This is a genomic window from Niastella yeongjuensis, from assembly GCF_900110245.1.
Classification (GTDB): Bacteria; Bacteroidota; Bacteroidia; order Chitinophagales; family Chitinophagaceae; genus Niastella; species Niastella yeongjuensis.
The window spans coordinates 592,954-611,218 of record NZ_FOCZ01000003.1 but is presented as its reverse complement, the minus strand read 5'-3'; the positions used below and the strand labels follow the sequence as shown (position 1 = coordinate 611,218).

The window sequence follows — 18,265 nt, the reverse complement described above, 5'->3', positions numbered from 1 at the left end:
CTATTTAAATTCTAAAAGTCCTGCAAATTAAATTATTGATAATCAACAATATTTATCCCTAATGTACATTAAATAATTTAAAAGTGCAACTACCCCTCCCCCGGTTTATCAATAAATTCTATTTCCATTATTTTCCGGTCGAAATCATTGGCCGGAACCAATGCCCGCGACTTGATGCGCGCTTTGTAGGTGTAAATGGTGCTTACACTGTAGTCCAGTATTTTGGCGATGGCCTCATTCTCGGTTATTCCCAATCGCATCAGGGCGAATATCCTGACTGTAGCATTCAGGGTTTCGCCCGATTTTGGCCAGAACTGATCTTCCTGCTGTAAAAGCGCATTGAAAGATGCAATGAAATTAGGGAACATCGTTAAAAAAATGGAGTCAAGCATTTTATACAAATTCCCCTTCTCTTTGTCGATATGCATGTTCTTTAAAAGCTGGTGCACCTCATTGGTTTTCCCCAGCTTTATATAATGCTGGGTTTCCCGTTTTAGGGTATCCAGCTTTTCGATATATAACGAACAGGTCTTAAAAAACAACCCGATCAACTCTTCCTTTATTTTAGAAGATTCCCACAACTTATCATTTACGCTTTCCAGCTCCGCATTTTTTTCCCTTATCATCCCTTCACTGGTTTTGATCCTCAATATTTGCCTGCGGTAAATAACCAGTAAAAAGAACAAGATAACAGCAACGATCAAAAATGTCAGCAGCCCTATCAACAGCTTATCTTTTTGATGCTGCTTTTCATCGATCAGCTTTGCCGAGATCAATGGCAACATCGATTCAATTTGTAAAGCCCGGTTCCTGGTGCCATAAAAAACGGCGTTGCGGTCAGCTTCCTGCATACAGGCAAAAGCATCGGTTGTTTGATTTCTTTTAAACAGCTCCTGCCCCAGTAAAAAAATGGCCAGCGTTTCTTTGGTGGCAGAGCGAATGTCATTGATGGCACCCAGGATAATGAAAAAAAGCCGGTCTTCACCGGTAAAAGCAAAACTTAGCCTCGTAGCTACCATTGCCAGGTTATGGGCCGGCATTGGGCGCCGGGTGATTAACTGATAGTAGAAAGCAGGCGTTAACTGTTTGTGCTTTACTGAATCGGGAATGAAAGCCATATTGATGGTGTCTTCAAAATCGCTGGGCGGTGTAAGGCTATCGGCCAGTTTAAAATCTTTGTCAGCCTGCCTGTAGTAATTCTCTGTAAAAAAAGCATCATTATCATATTCGCCAATACCGCCATTCAATCTTGCCCGTAATACCAGGAAATCGGATTGAAGGGCGTTCGGCAAATTGGCTGTATCAATTTTCTGAATAATATCAAAAGCTTCTTTATACAAGCCGGAATTCAACAAGATGCTTCCCAGCTTAATGGTACTCCTGATCAGGTTGTCTTTTTGCTGAAATCGTTCAGCAAGCGCGATCAGCTTTCTCACATATACAAAAGCCGAGTCGAACTTATAGGAACGATACTCCTCGAAGAGCTTTGAGCAAAGGTTGAACTGCGCATTAAAACCGGCACTATTGGCAGTACGCAATGCGAACCGGAGCTCCCCTATCCTTTTTTCTTTTTCCTGAACATATAAATGTTGCTGCTTCAACGCTGATTTCAACACCTGTAAAAGACTATCTGATCGTAAGCTTTGCGAATACCCTGTAAACCATCCCATCAAAAAAAGCAAAACAAATACTATTTTATTCATATGGCACCTCATACGCTATTAAATGTAGGCAGTTTAGCAGGTAATTCTGCCGGGAACAGCCCGATTATCATTTAGATTTTTCGCAACCAACCGGTGATTAAACAATTGCAAATCAGGGAAATAATTTTTAAACCGGTTTGATTTTTTACCGGCAACGCGTGTTTGCGGCCTAATACGCGGGATTAGTATTTTACTTTGAATAGCCGCTTAAAACCTCCTGGCCAATACCGGCCGGCGACGAAATTTCTGCATTAATATCCATTAATCTGATTGCTTATGTCAAGAAAATTGCTGCCATTATTAAGTTGTTTCCTTTTGTTATTCGTCCAGGTTCATCCCGTTTTCTCGCAAAACAGGGTGATAACCGGGAAAGTAGTCGATTCCATCACTTCCAGCCCGGTACCCGGCGTAACTGTAAGGGTTAGTGGTACCCAAACCGGTACCAGTACCGATGTAAGCGGCTCCTTTAAGGTAAGCCTGCCGGCTACGGGGGGTACACTTATTTTTTCTTCGGTCAACTATGCAATGCAAACAGTTCCCATAACCGATGAAAGCAATCTGCTGATCAGGCTGGCGCCGGCGGCCCAGGAACTGAAAGGGGTTGAGGTAGTAAGTGTGGGATACGGCACCCTGAATAAAAAAGAAGTATCGAGTGCGATCACGCACGTGAGCGCCAAAGAATTGAAAACGGTTGCGGGCAACAACCCTTTAATGGCCTTACAGGGTAAAGTGGCAGGTTTAACCATTTCCAATACGGCCACGGCCGACCCTAACTCCTCCCCAAGTGTGCAGTTGCGCGGCGTATCATCGCGCAGCGCCGGTTTAGGGCCCCTGTATGTGGTGAACGGCGTTCCGGGTGGTAACATCGATAACATCAATCAAAACGATATTGAATCCATCGACGTGCTCAAAGGTGGTGCGGCATCGGCTATATATGGTACGCGTGGTAGTAATGGCGTTATTCTCATCACCACCAAAAAAGGCAGCGGCGAATCGAAAATGGTGTACAACGGCTATGTTACCATGGATAAATTAACGATGGTACCAGAAGTGCTTACCGCCAGTGAATTTCGCGAACACCGGGTGAATGCCAACCCCGCCCGCGGTATTGACTATGGAGCCGGCACCGACTGGGTGAAAGCAGTTACCCGCCCCGAATCATACGCTCAAAAACACACGCTGCAGATCTCCGGGGGAAATGGGAACGATAACTACTTTGCTTCGGCCGACTACCGGAATGCAAATGGGATAGACCTGCGCGCCTATAAAAAAGAATATGGCGGCCGGGTGAACCTGAACCATACTTCCAAAAGCAATGTGTATACCGTGTCGTTGGAAGTGGCGCCCCGGTACATGCATACAAGCAACGCGGACCAGGGGAACTTTAACAACGCCATTACGTTGAACCCAACCCAGCCTGTTTACGACAGCTCAGGGTACCACTATCTCAATACCGGCTTTTTCTCCAACAACCCGGTTGAAAACGCCCGGCTTATTAAAAGCGAGGCCGAAATAAAGGAGCTGGATATGCGCGGTTCCTTAAAGGTGAATCTCCTGAAAAATCTGTATTCAACCATCACCATCTCCAACATCAAATCCTCCTACAAAAACCTGAACTTCCGCCCTTCTACCCTAACCACTATTGTACATTCCGGGCAAACCACTAAAACCAACTATGCTTCGCAGGAGCAGATAGACAACGACCAGCGCAACCTGGAATGGACAGTCAATTACGCGCTCACCGTGAGGCAAAACCACTTCAAAGTGTTGGGCGGGTATTCGTACAGTTATTTCAATTATCAGCAGTTCAGCGCCAATAACTACGATTTTCCGTTTAATTCCTTCTCATGGAACAACCTGGGCTCCGGTACCTGGAATGGCGGTGGCCAGGGTAACGGGCAGGGAGCCGTGTCATCTACCCAGAATGATTCGCGCCTGGCAGCTTTCTACGGCAGAATAAATTATGATTTCGATAATAAATACATCCTTACAGCAAGTCTGCGCCATGAGGGCTCCTCAAAATTCGGCACCGACAACAAGTGGGGCGATTTCCCTGCCCTGTCTGTTGCCTGGCGTATTTCCGATGAAGGCTTTTTGAAAGATAAGCTACCCTGGTTGAACGACCTGAAGCTAAGGGCCGATTACGGTGTGACCGGCAACCAGGATTTTGACAACTACAAATCATTGCTTTTATACGGAGGTTACGGTTATTTTCCTTTCAATGGCACCACCTACCAGGTTTATGGCCCATCGCAAAACATTAATCCCGACCTGGGTTGGGAAAAAGCCATCAACTTTAATGCGGGTATCGACTTTGAACTGCTGAACAACCGTTTATCAGGTTCACTGAACTATTATTCACGCACCAATAAAGACCTGTTGGGTAATTATAATGTACCGCTTCCGCCTAACCCGCAATCACAAACGTTTACGAATGTGGGCACCATGAAGAACTCCGGCATCGAGGTGCAACTGAGCGCAGCCATTATACAACGCAGGCCATTTAGTTACAACGTATCGTTTACAACCGCTTACAACAATAATAAATTTGTTTCCTTTTCCAACAAACTGTACCAGGGCGCGCCTTACCAGGATATGGCCGGTTTGCCTGCACCCGGCAGCCCCGGTCCCATCCAGCGTTTGCAGGAAGGGCATCGCATCGGTGAGTTTTATATGTTGCGATCGGCAGGCGTGGATAGAAATGGGGCACTGCAGGTTTATAAAAAGGATGGTTCCGTGGTACCTGCCAACCAATCGAATGCAGACGACAAACAATTTGTCGGCAATGGCCTGCCCAAATTTACCGGTTCGCTGGGCAATGTATTCAGCTATAAAAACTGGGACCTTAACCTCTTTTTGAGAGGGAACTTCGGCTATCAGTTATTCAACATGCAGGCATTTTACATAGGTACGCCCGCCACACAAACGGATGCGAATACCCTAAAATCCGCCTATGATCCCAAAAGCAAATATTCACAGCTCACCAACCCAGCTACCACCTCGCTTGCTTCCGATTATTTCCTGGAATCGGGCTCCTTTGTTAAGATCGACAATGTAACCCTGGGTTACAACTGTTCGGTTAAATCCAGGTACCTGAGTGCCGTCCGAATTTATGCGGCGGCCAACAACCTGCATACGTTTACCAAATTCAAAGGCGGAGACCCCGACCTGTACCCGGTTAACGACTTAACACCCGGCGTGCAGGGGAATCCGCGTAACAATACCTATGGGCTGAACTTTTATCCCGCTACCATACAGGTGCTGGCAGGCGTGCAGGTAACATTATAAACAATTAACCGGTTTAAGTAATGCAAAACAATTATAAAAAATATAGTGTAATGGCCGCATTCATTCTGGTACTGATTGCCGGCGGCTGTACAAAATTGGACGAGCATGTGTATGATAAAGTGGAAGTGTCGCAATTCCTCACCCGGCGCGACGATGTGGTCAGGGATTTTTTACGGCCATTTGAACATGCCTACTGGAGCATTCAGGGAAATGATATTTATGCTGCCAGCGAGAACAGCACCGATGAAATAGGCACCTTTAATCGCCAGGGCGACTGGCAGGATGGAAACTATTACCAGCGGATGCACCAGCATAGCTGGACTATCCAGGACAATTTCACCAGTGGCGCCTGGACCGCCTTTTACCAGGGCATTGTACTGGCCACCAACTCCCTGCAGGATATGGAAAGCATAACGGACCCGGGCAAACTAAATGTTTCAGTAACCGAGCTGGCCGATTTTAAAGCCGAACTCAGAACACTCAGGGCCTGGTTCTATTTAAGGGCATTTGATTTTTACCGGAACATTGAAATTATAACGGATGTAAAACATACCACTACAGGCAACAAACAATCGCCCCCACAGGAAACATTCAACTACATAGAGTCGGAGCTGAAAGCGGCGCTGCCAGACCTTCCCAAACGGGAAACGCTGGGTGATAAAGGTATTGGCCGGTGGACACAGGCCGGTGCAGCCGCCTTGCTGGCACGCTTGTATTTGAATGCAAAGGCTTACATCGGCAAAGACGGTTATGCTGATTGTGCTGTCGTTTGCCAGGATATCATAGACGGCAAATACGGTAACTATAAATTAGATAACCGCTGGGATGCGCCGTTCGACTATACCAATAATACGATCAACTCAGAAACGATCTATGGCTTTCCGTGTAGTCTTTCCCGTACGCACTGGCAATACGACGGCGGGATGTTTTTCTGGGCAATGACCTACGACGCCGCGCCGCTGTATTGTGGCTTTACAGATTTTAACCAGGCTAATCCCCGCTATGCCCTTCAGCCCGGCCGGGATGTAGATAGCATTGAATACCCCTTTAAACTAGGTAAGCCCTTTATAAAATTCCAGCATTATCCAGACGACTATCGCCTGAAGCTGTATAAAAACCTGGGCGGCAGCAAACGGGAAGGCATGTTCCTGTTCGGTTACCTGCCGTACCAGCATGTGGTAAATGGGAATACAGTTACGGATACGGTACGGGGTAATAAAGGCAATTATCCATTGTTCATTCGTGATCAGGTAGGCTGGTTCCTGGATGCCAAACCCGGGCAGCGGATCACTGATAAAGAATCCGACATGAACCATGCCGACCACAACTCGGGTGTTTTCTTTCTCAAGTATCCCTTGTACCCTACTCCCGATCCTAATCGTATTACATCGGCGTATGCAGAAGTACGGTTGTCGGAGATCTATTATTCACTGGCAGAATGTAAATACCGGGCTGGCGACAAGGCTGGCGCAGCCGTGTTGTTGAATGCCGTTCGCCAGCGCAATTATCCCGTGGGCTCGCCCAGCCTGTATGCGGCTGATGGCAGCCAGTTGAACGATCAGGAAATGCTGGATGAATGGGGACGTGAATTTTTTGGTGAGAACCGCCGCCGCACAGACCTTATCCGCTGGGGCTTATTTAACACGGGTACCTGGTGGGATAAACAACCTGACGCCGATGACCACACGGCCATCTTCCCTATAGGCCGGGACATCATGGGTGCCAATCCGCAATTTGAGCAGAATCCTGGTTATTAAAGATTTATTACGTCCCGTATGGTTTAGGTCAACCTATAGCTATCGTCCTGGTAAATTATTATATTGTGCGCCAATTAATGCCATGAAACAACTCTGTACCCTTCTGTTTTTTCTTACCCTTACTTCCAACTTATATTGTCAATTTGAAAATGGTTTATATAAAGGGCTTGAAAGAATATGTTGGACTGATGAAGCGGGTAAGGTCCATTATTATGATGCACCCAGAAAATGGTACCACGAGAACTTATTGCTTATAGATAATGACAGTATCTTTATGTACAAGGTGCCACTCAAAATAGTTAACAACCAAAAAAATTATTCAGCGGCGGACGGCGCATTTTATTATTATTACGGAGCAATACAGCATACAGACACTGGCACAGTTGTTAACCTGACCATGAACAATTGCGATTATTGCGGCCACGAAGTTAAATTTGACTCAGCAACAGGTTTTATGTATCCTGTTGCAAAAATTGAAAAATACAAGTTAACCAAATCTGCAAATGGAATACAATTAGGCGGGGTGGATTATAACAGGGAAACAGGCAAATTAAAAAACGGCTTTCCTCCCCGGCAGCTGTTTTACATTGACTCAAATAGTATTTACAGAGTGGAGCCAAAAGGACAATATGGATTAATTTCAACAGCAATTAAAAATTTCCTTCAAACGAAAGACCTGATACTCGATGGTGACACGCTACGAATTTCCCTGGACAGGTATAATAATAATTCGCTTATTGAAACTTTAGATCCTGCAAATATCAAAATTGACACTACAGGAATTTTATTTTGCTTTTATACACAAAAAGACTTAAAACAACTGGCAGCTAATTCTACCCGGCCCATCAGATACATTGAAGTCGGGCAAATTATTGATTACTGGAAAGCTGCCAGGGTTTATTTGAAATACAGAATTGCGTTACCCAAAACAATTCACCAATATAGTGAGAAACAATTTTCTAATTTGTTTGAATACAATAAAGTTGAGACTGAGTATATGTTGGCAGACAAATTACATCAAAATAATTGGGAACGGGTGGAGCAGCTATAAACTACACTTCCTGAAACTCCCATTTTCTAACGATTATCAATATGCTTTTTCCAATCTCGCTTCTGATTTCGTGCAAATTTGATGGTGCTCAATATCTACGGCTATACTTATGGAGCGTACAGCCGTTCACGAAGTCTCAGGCATTGATTGAGCAGTCTCAATACACCCTCTATCGCAGGACTATCTTAACCGGACATGGAATAATCTGCTATCCACGTGCCGGTGTCTGGTGCTGGACGTGGATGGTAATCGTCATTTTCTGATTAATTCTGTTTGAATACAATAAAGTTGGAATTGAGTATAACCCAATAAAAAAGCAGGCCTTTCGACCTGCTTTAATTTTGTGCCTTCATTGAAAACTACATACTAAATTTTTTTCTATCTATTATTTGATATTTATCCTGATCTGCATTGTAAGAAAAAGTAAACACCTCACTTCCACCATTGAGCAAATTAATTCCTGTAGACTTTTTCTCAACCTGGTAATCAATAATGCCTACATCAAAGTTACCCTTATTTAGTTCTATAGGAAATAGTTTCAAAACACTCAGGCTTTTTCTTCCTTTCATAACTGCGTCAAAATTTTCAATGTTTATGATCTTATGCTGACCCAATTTTGATGGCAGTTCAATATCGTCACATTTCCACACATAAAGTGTTTCGGTCGGAAATTTCTCCATATGTTGCATAATAGCCATTGCATACACACTGTCGGCTCCTTTTTCCCTATTTTTAAAGGAGACACTTACGATCAAAGCGATTATTAACCAGATAGATTTGACTCTCATAAATAATTATTTGATGATTGATTGAGGTACAGTGGCAATGACCCCTGATTTATTGTATATATACAACCTTTTATCCTGCATACCAAATACATACTGCGTTCCCCTGGCACTGGAAATGTCGGTAAGTGAAGGAGGCTGTACCCACGCTGCAGTTCCTGTTTTTCCCCCGCCCAGATTCACTTTCACGGCACCGCTGGGATGGCTATGAAATGTTAATTCAAGAAATGTACTTGAAATACTTGCATTCTTTTTCTTTGTTGGATCAGACACCGGACCCGGTTTTGCAGCTATTACGGTATGTTTAAAAACAAGCCCGCCATATTCTGTGTTATTGGCCGCAGATGTTCCACCTCTGCCATTATCTTTAGATACCTCCGTTTTCATTTGCTTCAGTGTCGCCATTGGTTCTATCTCCACCACATTCGCCATAACTGAATTATCAAATTGACCTACTTTTATTTTCTTTTCTGTATCCGCTGCATCTTTTGCACTGATGGGATTAGAATTTCCTTTTTCGTTTTTTTTACCACTGCCATATAACGTATTTGTTGACTTCGTAGTCTTTATTACATAATTCTTATTATCAGGTTTTTTATCGTTTCCAATAAGCTGCCCACGCTCATTATAGTAATCCCCTGTTGGCTTCATACCATCGGGATCTACCATTTTAACCGGATTACCCAGGGCATAATTATAAGGCGACCAGGCCGGCATCTCATCCGCTTTCGGGTCCACACTCTGCCATACACTCGTTCTGGGATCAAAATACCTTGCACCATAATAATAAAGGCCTGTTTCTTCGTCCAGTTCCTTCCCGTTGAACAGATAAGGTACGCGATTGGTATTGCTGTGTTCCTGCACAAAGATCTCGCCATAGGCAAAGTACTCCATGTGCTCATATACTTCACCGGCATCATCTGTAACATAACTCGTGCTGCCCAAATGATCTGTGTGGTAAAAATACAGGAAACTTTGGTTGGTAGTGCTGTTGTGCCCTTTGTTGTGACCATAGGCATAATGATTCCCGTTGTTGGTAGTGTCTGCACTGCCACCAGTGGTTCCGTTCCCATTCCCATTTCCACCGGCCTGGCCATTGCTGCTGATAACACCCCGCGGGTTTGTACCGGTAACCGTGTTTACTTGTTGCTGACCTTTTCCCTGCACGGCCTGTTGGTCCCTCACAATTCCCTGTAATATTTTCTGTTCTTTTTTCGAATAGCCGGTTGTATCTACATTGGTAGATACCTGCTGCTGCCAGCCCAGCTCCAGCCGGGTAGTGATCCGCTGGCTCTCGATAAAGTAATGTTTCGAGTATTGACCGCTCTGTACCACCAGGAATGGATTGACATAGACAGTGAAGTTGCCTACCCCACCCGAGCCTGCTTTAAGTTCTCCGTTTACAAACACCGACTGACCAGCGCCCTGTCCCTTCAATACCCGTTCGCCAGATGCATCATAAACATAACTGTTGAGTTGTCCGTTCACCGCCACACTGCGGAGCCGGTTTTCTTCGTCCCAGACTAAGCTTTGGCGTTGCCCGGTGAGATCGCTCGTCCAGCCGGTTTGGTTGCCGTTTGCGTCATAGGTATAGGTTTGGTTACCAATGTGTGTGGCCGCATGCGGTTGTCTTGAACCGTAAGTATAGGTTTGGTCATAAGTTAGCTTCTTTTGCGGGATCCATTTATTTCCGCCTGGCCCATTGATTTTGTCACTGGTCTGCGTTTTGCGGGTGATACCCCCCACCGTGTTGTATTCCATGGTCATACTATAACGGTCCTGCTCATTTGGCCCCTTATACGTACCGCTTGCGGTAGTAAGCCGGTAAAGGTCGTCATAGGTATAACTGTATTGGGAAGAACCTCCCATCAGGTTGCTTGCCGGAACGGGTGCGTTGTTTGTCAGACTAAGCATGTTATCCTCTTTGTCATATCCGTAGGTATAGTCCATAATGCGGCGGCCTTTGCCTGTTGTAGCCAGCATGTTCTGCAGTCGGCGACGATCTGGTTCATAGGTATAGGTGGTTTGTGTTCCATTACCATAATTCAGAAATACCCGCGATTCAAACTGGTCGTACCCTAACTGCTGCACGTAAGAGTAATCTTGTCCCTGCCGGTTGCCGCTCATGGCGTTCAGCAGCCCACCCAGGTTGTAAGTATATTTAATCACTTCGCTATCCGGATAGATCATTGATGTAAGGCGGTTCCAGGTATCATAAGTCCATTGCGTTACATAGGTCTGTGTACCGAATTTAGGGATCACAATGGTGCGAACATTTTTTATTGTCTCTCCTAATGGGCCATAAAAGAATTCCTGTGCACCCGATGCGTCTTCCTGTGTCACTACCTTTCCTGCCCGGTTAAACGCAGCGCCAGCTGTGCCGTAGGTATAATGCACATTGTTCTCTGAGTTATGCGGGTAAGTGATATCGGTCACGCGGCCAAAATCATAGTTATACGTAATTGCCATAGTATCCTTTTGTAGGTTGGCCGTAACCAGCCGGGTCATATTGCCCACCAGGTCATAACTGTATTGGCTCAGCCCTTCATCAGGATGCGAGCGACTGAGCTTCCGACCAAACAGGTCATATGTCCAGGTGGTGGTAGCACCGATATCATCGGTGGCCGACAACTGTTCATTGATGGCGTCGTAGGTGAAGCTTGTCCAAACATCTCCCTTGCCGGTGGTGCTTTTGTGCGCCATCATCAATCCCCGCACATTGGTAAATTGTTCCGTCACCCTGCCATTGGCATCCGTAGTTTTGGTGCTGAATTGCTGCTGCTGTTGCCGATCGTTCCCAAAGCTATAGGCGGTCTGGGTCACCGAGCCATCCGGTAGGGTTTCACTCAGCACGCGGTTCAGCACATCAAGGGTTGAGCGTGTGGGAGTGACCTTATCAAAGCCCTTGTTAAATACACTATCTGTCCCTTTGTCTTCCACCGTCGGATAATAATCAGCTACCTGGCGACCAAGACCGTCAAAGAGTATCCGTCCCGAAACAATCATTTGCTCCTGGTCTGCTTTTCCACTGCCGCGGTATAGGGAGCCATCTTTTTTGGTTTGCAGCAGCCGGCCCATTCCATCCATAAAGGTCACCGTTTCCAGGTCATTGCCGGTATGGGCAGGGTCGTAATGAAGGGTCTGCGCCCAAGGCACCTGGGCTTCAGGATGGTAGGCAAAGCGCAGCGTATAGGGTGCTCCTGAAATCTGCTCATAAGGGCCCGTGATCTGAATTATTCTTCCCAGGTCATCCAGCACGTAGGTAATGACGTTCCCATTGAGGTCTTTGCTGCTGAGCAGTTCGTTAAACCGATAGTCAAAAGTGGCTGTAGAACTATAACCATAGCTATTGGCCGCTTTTACAACATGACTATGAACCTGATCATCGAAAGTATAGTCCAACCGGAAGCGCTGCCCTTTGGCATTGGAAGCACCGGTGATGTTGATCAGATTGCCATAGGCATCATAACCCATGTCACTAGCTGCTGCATTCCCGTTCTCCAGGTATTGTTTTATTTGAGTAACGTCCCCGGTTTGCCGGTTGATCCTGCTCTCCCGTTTGCGATAGGTTTTACCAGCGCCCGTTACGAGAATGGAACTGGGTTCGCTTAAGATATATTTATCCGTCACGTTGTGGTAGGTGATGGTGGCACTGATGTCATCAGCCGGCCCATCGTCGCCAAAATCTGTATACCGGGTAATATTTCCTTTGGCATCATACCCATAGGTCATGTAGGTTGTTTTGCCCGGTTGTGGCTGTCCCTCGTAAAACCGGTGATCTGTGCGGCTCAGGGCCACAAAGGCTGCTCCGGCATTATTGGTTTTATAGAGGTCTGGCAGCACTGCACCTGTGGTTACATCCCTCAGTTCATAAGCATTGATCTGCTCGGTATATTTCTTACCATCCCCGCTCTGCGTAAGCTGTGTCATTACCAGGCCTTTGGTATAGTAATTATCATTGTTGTAAGTTTCAGTGGCCGTTGTATAAACGGTGTTGTTATGAGCAGCATCATGGCTGTGGGTTTGCACGGTGCCGAATCCGTAGAACTCGCGTTCATCACGGTCAAAATGCCCGCCCTGGTAATCAAAGGTCGCCAGCAGGGTATCGGGCCCGTCGCCAGTAAAGCCGTCGAAGACTTTGACGCTTGCCAGCGTCCACACACTATTGGGCATGCTGTAGGTATTGCCCTGCCGTTGATAATCCAACGTGAACGCGCCTCCCATCGGGCGGTGTACCGTTTGCAGCAGGTTGGTGCGGCCAATGGAGGACAGGGACACTGTGAGTTTATCGTCGGTGGCAGAACTTACAAAATCCGGATAACCGTCGCCGTTCATATCTACCATTTTCACCAGTTCCCGGCTCATGCCATCACCCACATCCGCACTGGCGTTGATGATAAATTTTAAACTAAATATGGGAAAGCCTGCTGTAAAAGCCAGGTTGCCTGACTCTGTAGTACTGCTATTACTATTTAGCGCAAATGCTCCTTTCCAGTTGAGCACCTCGGTACTAAAACCATTACCGGTATTGAGCCGCACCTGTACTCCCTGAGTTCCGCCTGGCCTTGGAGCTACCATTACCAGGTCGGGCAATCCATCCCCGTTCATATCCTGCAGCATAATATCGCTGCTGTTCTCAGAACGCGATAAACTGAAGCCGACGGCAAAACTCTTATGGCCCGTTACCAGGCCCAGGCCCGCACCCCCACTGAAGGAATGGCTGCTGCCTGAATGGATCTGCTCAACACCCCAGTCTTCCTCAGGGCCAAAACCATAACCCAGGTTCATGGCTACTTTTAAACCGTTATTGCTTACACGGTCGGGCAATCCATCGCCATTCATATCGAGGTAAGCAAAACCAGACTGGTTGCTTCCATTCACTACTCCCAGGTTGCCGCTTACACTAATGCTGGCTGAACCGGCATTGGTTTGCGCATTACCGGCATCGGTATGCTGCGCACCGTTGGGCGTTTTCCCGAAAACAGCCGTAGGTATACTTCCCGAACCTGTGAGACTTACACCCGTTGTGTTAGCGGTCGATTCATCAACCTGTCCGCTATTGGAGGTAGTCCTTGCAGACAAGCCACCGCGGGCATCTGTATATTGTATAATGTTTTGACTTACCACATCCGGATACCGGTCGCCATTCATGTCGATAAAATCGGTCAGTGTCTTGCTCGTTGAATTGGAAACACTGCCGCTGGCCCCTATTGGGCCAATGCCGGCGCCGGCTGTAAAGGATACGCTTGTTACCTTGCTCACCTTGTCGATCCCCGGCGAACCGGTACCATCACCCGTATTGATGGTGAGTGGGTTCAGGTCCTTCTGCCCCATCCTGCTGCTGCTCATTATTATACCCTTCACGAAGATCAGGGGATCATAACCACCCCAGCGCTGCTGGTTGCCATCTGCAATGAGAATGATAAAGCGGTCCGTTTTAGGATCATAGGTTTGCGAAGATGTTAGCTGGTCCCCGTTTTGCTGCGAAAGTGAATTTACATCAACGTTCAACTTCGCCGCGATCTGGTCGCTGGGCTTCAGCCAGGTTTCGTCAATGGGTTGGGTAGCAAAGTCGCGGTTCCCATTCCAGGCAAACTGGCCCCAGCCCCGGTAAAAGCTGCCGAAAATAATATCTTCTTCCTTCCCGTTCTTTGGCACTGTAGACCACAGTCCTGCGGTTACAGTCCCGTTAAGCGCACCACTCAGTATGGCCGTAGCCGTTGTGATGGCCGCGGCCAGCGTATTATTGGTCACATGGTATTCTACGTATAACTGATCATTATTGTGTACACCCACATTCAATGCATAGTTTCCACCCTGCACAACGCCATTTAACACCGGCATGCTCACCTCACCCAACAAAAGCCCTTTCGCCTTTACTGAAAACATAATGGTACCGTTGCCACCACCGCCCAGGAGCTGCAGTTGATTGATGGGTACCTGCGGCGTAACCGTTACCTGATGCAAGGCCGTATCGCCCAACACTACTTTATATGGAAGGCTCGGCTGCAAACCATTGGCCAGTATCGTATACTGCGGAACAGCGGTAGCCTGTACCTGCGTCTTCGCCAGGTCGATGTTCGGGTCTGCAGCACTGGTGAACGTCATCACCGGCTGCCAGGTTACCGCTGCCCAATCGATATTAGTGGGCGACATCACCTTAAAACTATATTGATCGGTATTGGTCACCGAAATATCATCCAATGAAATGGTGGTATTCACGGCCTGATTACGGGCATAGGTTTGCTGCCAGATGGTATTGATGCCGCCTGCCCCCGAATGCACCACCATCAACGTTACATCGTCTGTGGTGACCGGTTTAACAAAAGCTCCACCTATATGTACCGTTCCGTTGATGGGTGGTGTAAGTGTTTGCGTGGAGCCGAGCTTAAAGTCTTTTGCTACGTCGAATTGATACAATGGTTTGCTATTGGCATCGGTCACCTGCAGGTCCTGGTTAGTATATTCAATTACCGGCGCCCAGCTCACTGAGTCATAAGAACCGTTATCGATAGAACCGACCCTAAAATAAATCCGGTCGCCCTTCTGTATTGTCAAACCGGCCACTCCGGTTGGCTGATGCACGGAATAATCATCGGGAGCAATGACCTGGCTCCAGCGTTCAGTTCCTTTCAACTGAATGGCGACCCTGACCCCATCGGCCGGTGCGGCAGCCCGCTCCGGGTCATTGCTCGGCAATAATTGCACAGGCCCTGTTATATTGATCGTTCCGCTATAAGGAGCCTGCCACATCCGCACAATATCCTGCAGGGGATTATTGTCAATAGCCTGCTGCCGCTCGGCTTCCAGCTGTGTCTGGTCAACCAGGTTTGAGCTGATTTTAACCCCGGCAAAGATGGCACTGGGCGTCCCCACACTGGTGGGGGTAAAAGTGATCTGTCCGCTGGCAGAATCGAAGTGGTTAAAATATATCTGACCGTCCTTGACGATATCGGGCAACTGGTCGCCATTGGCTTCCGTAAAATAAATGGTGGTAGTAGTAGTGGACCAGCCCTTATTGGCGCCGGCCATTAGTCCGAAGGAACCGGGCGCATCAGCTTCCAACCCTACGGTATAACCGGTGGTCTTGTCCTTCTGGAAAACATTAATGCCATTGATCGCGATCTTGCCGCCAAAGCCGGTTTTGCCTGTCGTTCCCGACAGGTTGGCCCGGTAGTACAGGCTATTGCTGCCCCCATCCAGGAAGAGTTTATCGGGAAGACCATCGCCATTGATATCGACCATCGCCAGCATGCCTTTACTGGTAGATTGGGAATACCCAAAGGAAGCGCCCACAGAATTTTCTTTTGACATCACGTTCGCATCAAATCCCACAGCAATGCCCACCCCGGCACTGATATCGGTATGAGAAGTACCGCTCAGCGCGGAGGCCTCGTCAGTAAAACCATTGAGATGGGTGAGCATGCTGCCATGCACATTATCAGATCCGGCCTGCCAGTTTAGCGGCGTGGCCAGTGGCACCAATGCATTACCCGACCCAATGTCGTTATAATAGTCAAAGGTGTGTTGATTGAAAAATTTCCCTGCGGCATCGTACTGACTGATTTTCGCCAGCAGGGTTTTATAAAAGGCGCCTTCTTTATAAGTGAGTTCATAGTGCCGTACCGCATTGCCCGCATATAGTACGTCGATGCGTTTCAACAGATCGGCCGTTACTTCTTTAAAGCCGTTGCTGGCCGTGATGGTCACGTCTTTGCGGCCTGTATGTCCATCGAGGTCTCTGTCGCGTTTAAACAAGACCGCATATTTTCCTTCCGTTCCGTTAAAGCCCGTATAGCTGATCTTACTGATGTACAGCTGCACGCCCATAACAGTGCTGCCTGCTACGCCGGCATCGCTCACTTTGGTGTAGGAATAACGAACGAAGTTGCCATGGAGATCGCGCGTTTCCCGCAACGCCCAATGGGCAATATTGCCTGCGCCATCGCTGAGCGTGCTCGCGGGGTCTGCTCCGGTTGATGGATCACCGCCATAAAAATGCCGCGTGCCTTGTTTATCGGTCACTTCCCACCAATAGTTCTGTGGACTGTTGCCATGGCGGATGATCTTATTGAAAGCCCCTTCGATGCGGGGGAAAAATTGTTTTTCACCAGTACGGGTTTGCAGGGTGCCCCTGTGTGCCACCGGGCTAAGCTGCTCTCCATTCAGGGAATATGTTTCTGTTTCATTCTGAGTGTCAAAACGCGGTACACCCCAACGGGTATCGATGCCAATGGAAGGTATCGAAAGGTCCCAGCCCACCCCGAGCAAGCCATCGCCGCCCGAGCTTTTGTAGCTGATCGCCAGTTGCGGCTGCATACCAGCACGGCCAGCTGGCAGTTCGATGGGATAACCCAGCGAAGCATGGCCCATGTTGTTTGCCTGTGGTACGCTGATCAGGTTGACCCCGGCTGAGGGATCAGCCGCCTTAATGCCTTTCATTGAGGTAGAACTGTAACCTTCCACCTGCGGAGATTCCGGTACCTTGAGCACCGCATTGATCATATCGGTAAAATGTCCGGTACGCGCATACAATTTACCTGTTGCAGTCGAAACGCTGTCTACCGGCAGGGCAATCCAATGCCCCTTCTTTTCGTCAAAATAATAGGTACGGATATCCCTGGTCGTATAGCCATCAGGTATTTTCCCTTCCTCATAATCCAATGCCAGCCGCGCTTCTTTGCTAAAAATAGTTCCATGGGGTAAGAAGCGGTAACCGCCCACACCACGAGTCACATTCACCATACCGGCATCGAGAGCGGGGATATCGATAAAACGCAACGCAGTCACTGACACGGTGGCTGTGGACCGCAATGCCCCTTTGGGGATCGTGATGGCCGCTCCAGCCACGGACAATGCCGCCGCCTCGTTTTGCAGAATTAATTTTTGCGAGTGTGCAATATTGTTGGTTAATTCAAAATGATAGTCTGCCTTTTGTTCTTTGGCAAATTGCACCGTCTGCTGCTGCCTGCTGCCATCGGCGTACAGCACTTCGATGGTGGCAGCCCAGGTTGAACCGGCACTCGCTGGCCGGTCAACGATCGCTTCGAATGCCCCTTTCCAATACCGGGCCTGCCTGCCTGCAATCTTAACAATGGCTTTGTCTTTACCTGCACCGGTGATGAACCCTTTGATATACCCTTTATTGTCATAATAGGTCAGGGAGGGATGGTCAATAACGATCGCAGCTGTTGTGTTACCCACTTCCACTTCAACGGCCAGGTTGCGCACCTTATAGTTATAATCCGCTCCCTCGGGCACAGAAAACCGGATCACATTGTCGCCCTGCTTTAGCCAGGCAGCACTCAGCTGCTCTCTCTGTCGGGCCCAGCCCTGCCGCTTCTTTACCAGGTAGCCGCCTGCCGACAACTGATCGTTGACACTCCGGCTAACTGCTGTGAAGTCCTGTACACCGTCCAGGTCATAAGAAAGGTATACCCGCTCATTCTCCTGTAAGGGAGCTTTCAGGTATACGTGAAAAAGGTTGTCGGAAGGATTATCAGCTCCATTATTGGTGGAACGGCCAATGACTCCTTCCTGCTGGCGGGAGAAGTACCGCTCAGTTGGTATATAATGGCCTTTACCAACAGGTAACTTACCATAACTGAATGCACCAACGGATAGTACGATCAGTGCATAGGAAATATTTCGAACAGCATTCAATTTCATGAGATAGGGGTT

At 47.6% G+C, this 18,265-nt stretch carries 6 protein-coding genes; 3 read left to right on the top strand and 3 right to left on the bottom strand.

Annotation, left to right across the window (positions count from 1 at the left end; translation table 11 throughout):
• Positions 1-89: 89 nt before the first annotated feature.
• Positions 90-1,703, bottom strand: a complete 1,614-nt coding sequence (locus tag BMX95_RS10925) for a DUF6377 domain-containing protein (protein ID WP_081204488.1) — start codon at positions 1,701-1,703, stop codon at positions 90-92.
• Positions 1,704-1,979: 276 nt separating this feature from the next.
• Between BMX95_RS10925 and BMX95_RS10920 the strand changes: the two genes are divergently transcribed.
• From BMX95_RS10920 to BMX95_RS10910, 3 genes are all read left to right on the top strand, one after another.
• A complete protein-coding gene (locus BMX95_RS10920; RefSeq protein WP_081204487.1) occupies positions 1,980-4,991 on the top strand; it encodes a SusC/RagA family TonB-linked outer membrane protein in 3,012 nt (1,003 codons plus the stop codon).
• A gap of 50 nt (positions 4,992-5,041) precedes the next feature.
• Entirely contained in the window at positions 5,042-6,748 is a 1,707-nt protein-coding gene (locus BMX95_RS10915) for a RagB/SusD family nutrient uptake outer membrane protein (RefSeq protein WP_242673264.1), read from the top strand.
• Positions 6,749-6,830: 82 nt separating this feature from the next.
• Positions 6,831-7,799, top strand: a complete 969-nt coding sequence (locus BMX95_RS10910; protein ID WP_081204485.1) for a hypothetical protein — start codon at positions 6,831-6,833, stop codon at positions 7,797-7,799.
• Positions 7,800-8,158: 359 nt separating this feature from the next.
• Here the strand turns inward: BMX95_RS10910 and BMX95_RS10905 are convergent, their stop codons facing one another.
• Together BMX95_RS10905 and BMX95_RS10900 are read right to left on the bottom strand one after the other, a co-directional pair.
• A complete protein-coding gene (locus BMX95_RS10905; RefSeq protein WP_081204484.1) occupies positions 8,159-8,587 on the bottom strand; it encodes a hypothetical protein in 429 nt (142 codons plus the stop codon).
• Between the two features lie 6 nt (positions 8,588-8,593).
• Positions 8,594-18,253 carry a SpvB/TcaC N-terminal domain-containing protein gene (locus BMX95_RS10900; protein ID WP_081204483.1) on the bottom strand — a complete coding sequence of 3,220 codons (9,660 nt, stop codon included), beginning with the start codon at positions 18,251-18,253 and terminating at the stop codon, positions 8,594-8,596.
• Positions 18,254-18,265 lie beyond the last annotated feature (12 nt).

Excerpts from the sequence above, each read along its gene's own strand:
- BMX95_RS10915 (WP_242673264.1), top strand. The coding sequence starts at position 5,042 with ATGGCCGCATTCATTCTGGTACTGATTGCCGGCGGCTGTACAAAATTG.
- BMX95_RS10920 (WP_081204487.1), top strand. The coding sequence starts at position 1,980 with ATGTCAAGAAAATTGCTGCCATTATTAAGTTGTTTCCTTTTGTTATTC.
- BMX95_RS10925 (WP_081204488.1), bottom strand. The coding sequence starts at position 1,703 with ATGAATAAAATAGTATTTGTTTTGCTTTTTTTGATGGGATGGTTTACA.
- BMX95_RS10910 (WP_081204485.1), top strand. The coding sequence starts at position 6,831 with ATGAAACAACTCTGTACCCTTCTGTTTTTTCTTACCCTTACTTCCAAC.
- BMX95_RS10900 (WP_081204483.1), bottom strand. The coding sequence starts at position 18,253 with ATGAAATTGAATGCTGTTCGAAATATTTCCTATGCACTGATCGTACTA.
- BMX95_RS10905 (WP_081204484.1), bottom strand. The coding sequence starts at position 8,587 with ATGAGAGTCAAATCTATCTGGTTAATAATCGCTTTGATCGTAAGTGTC.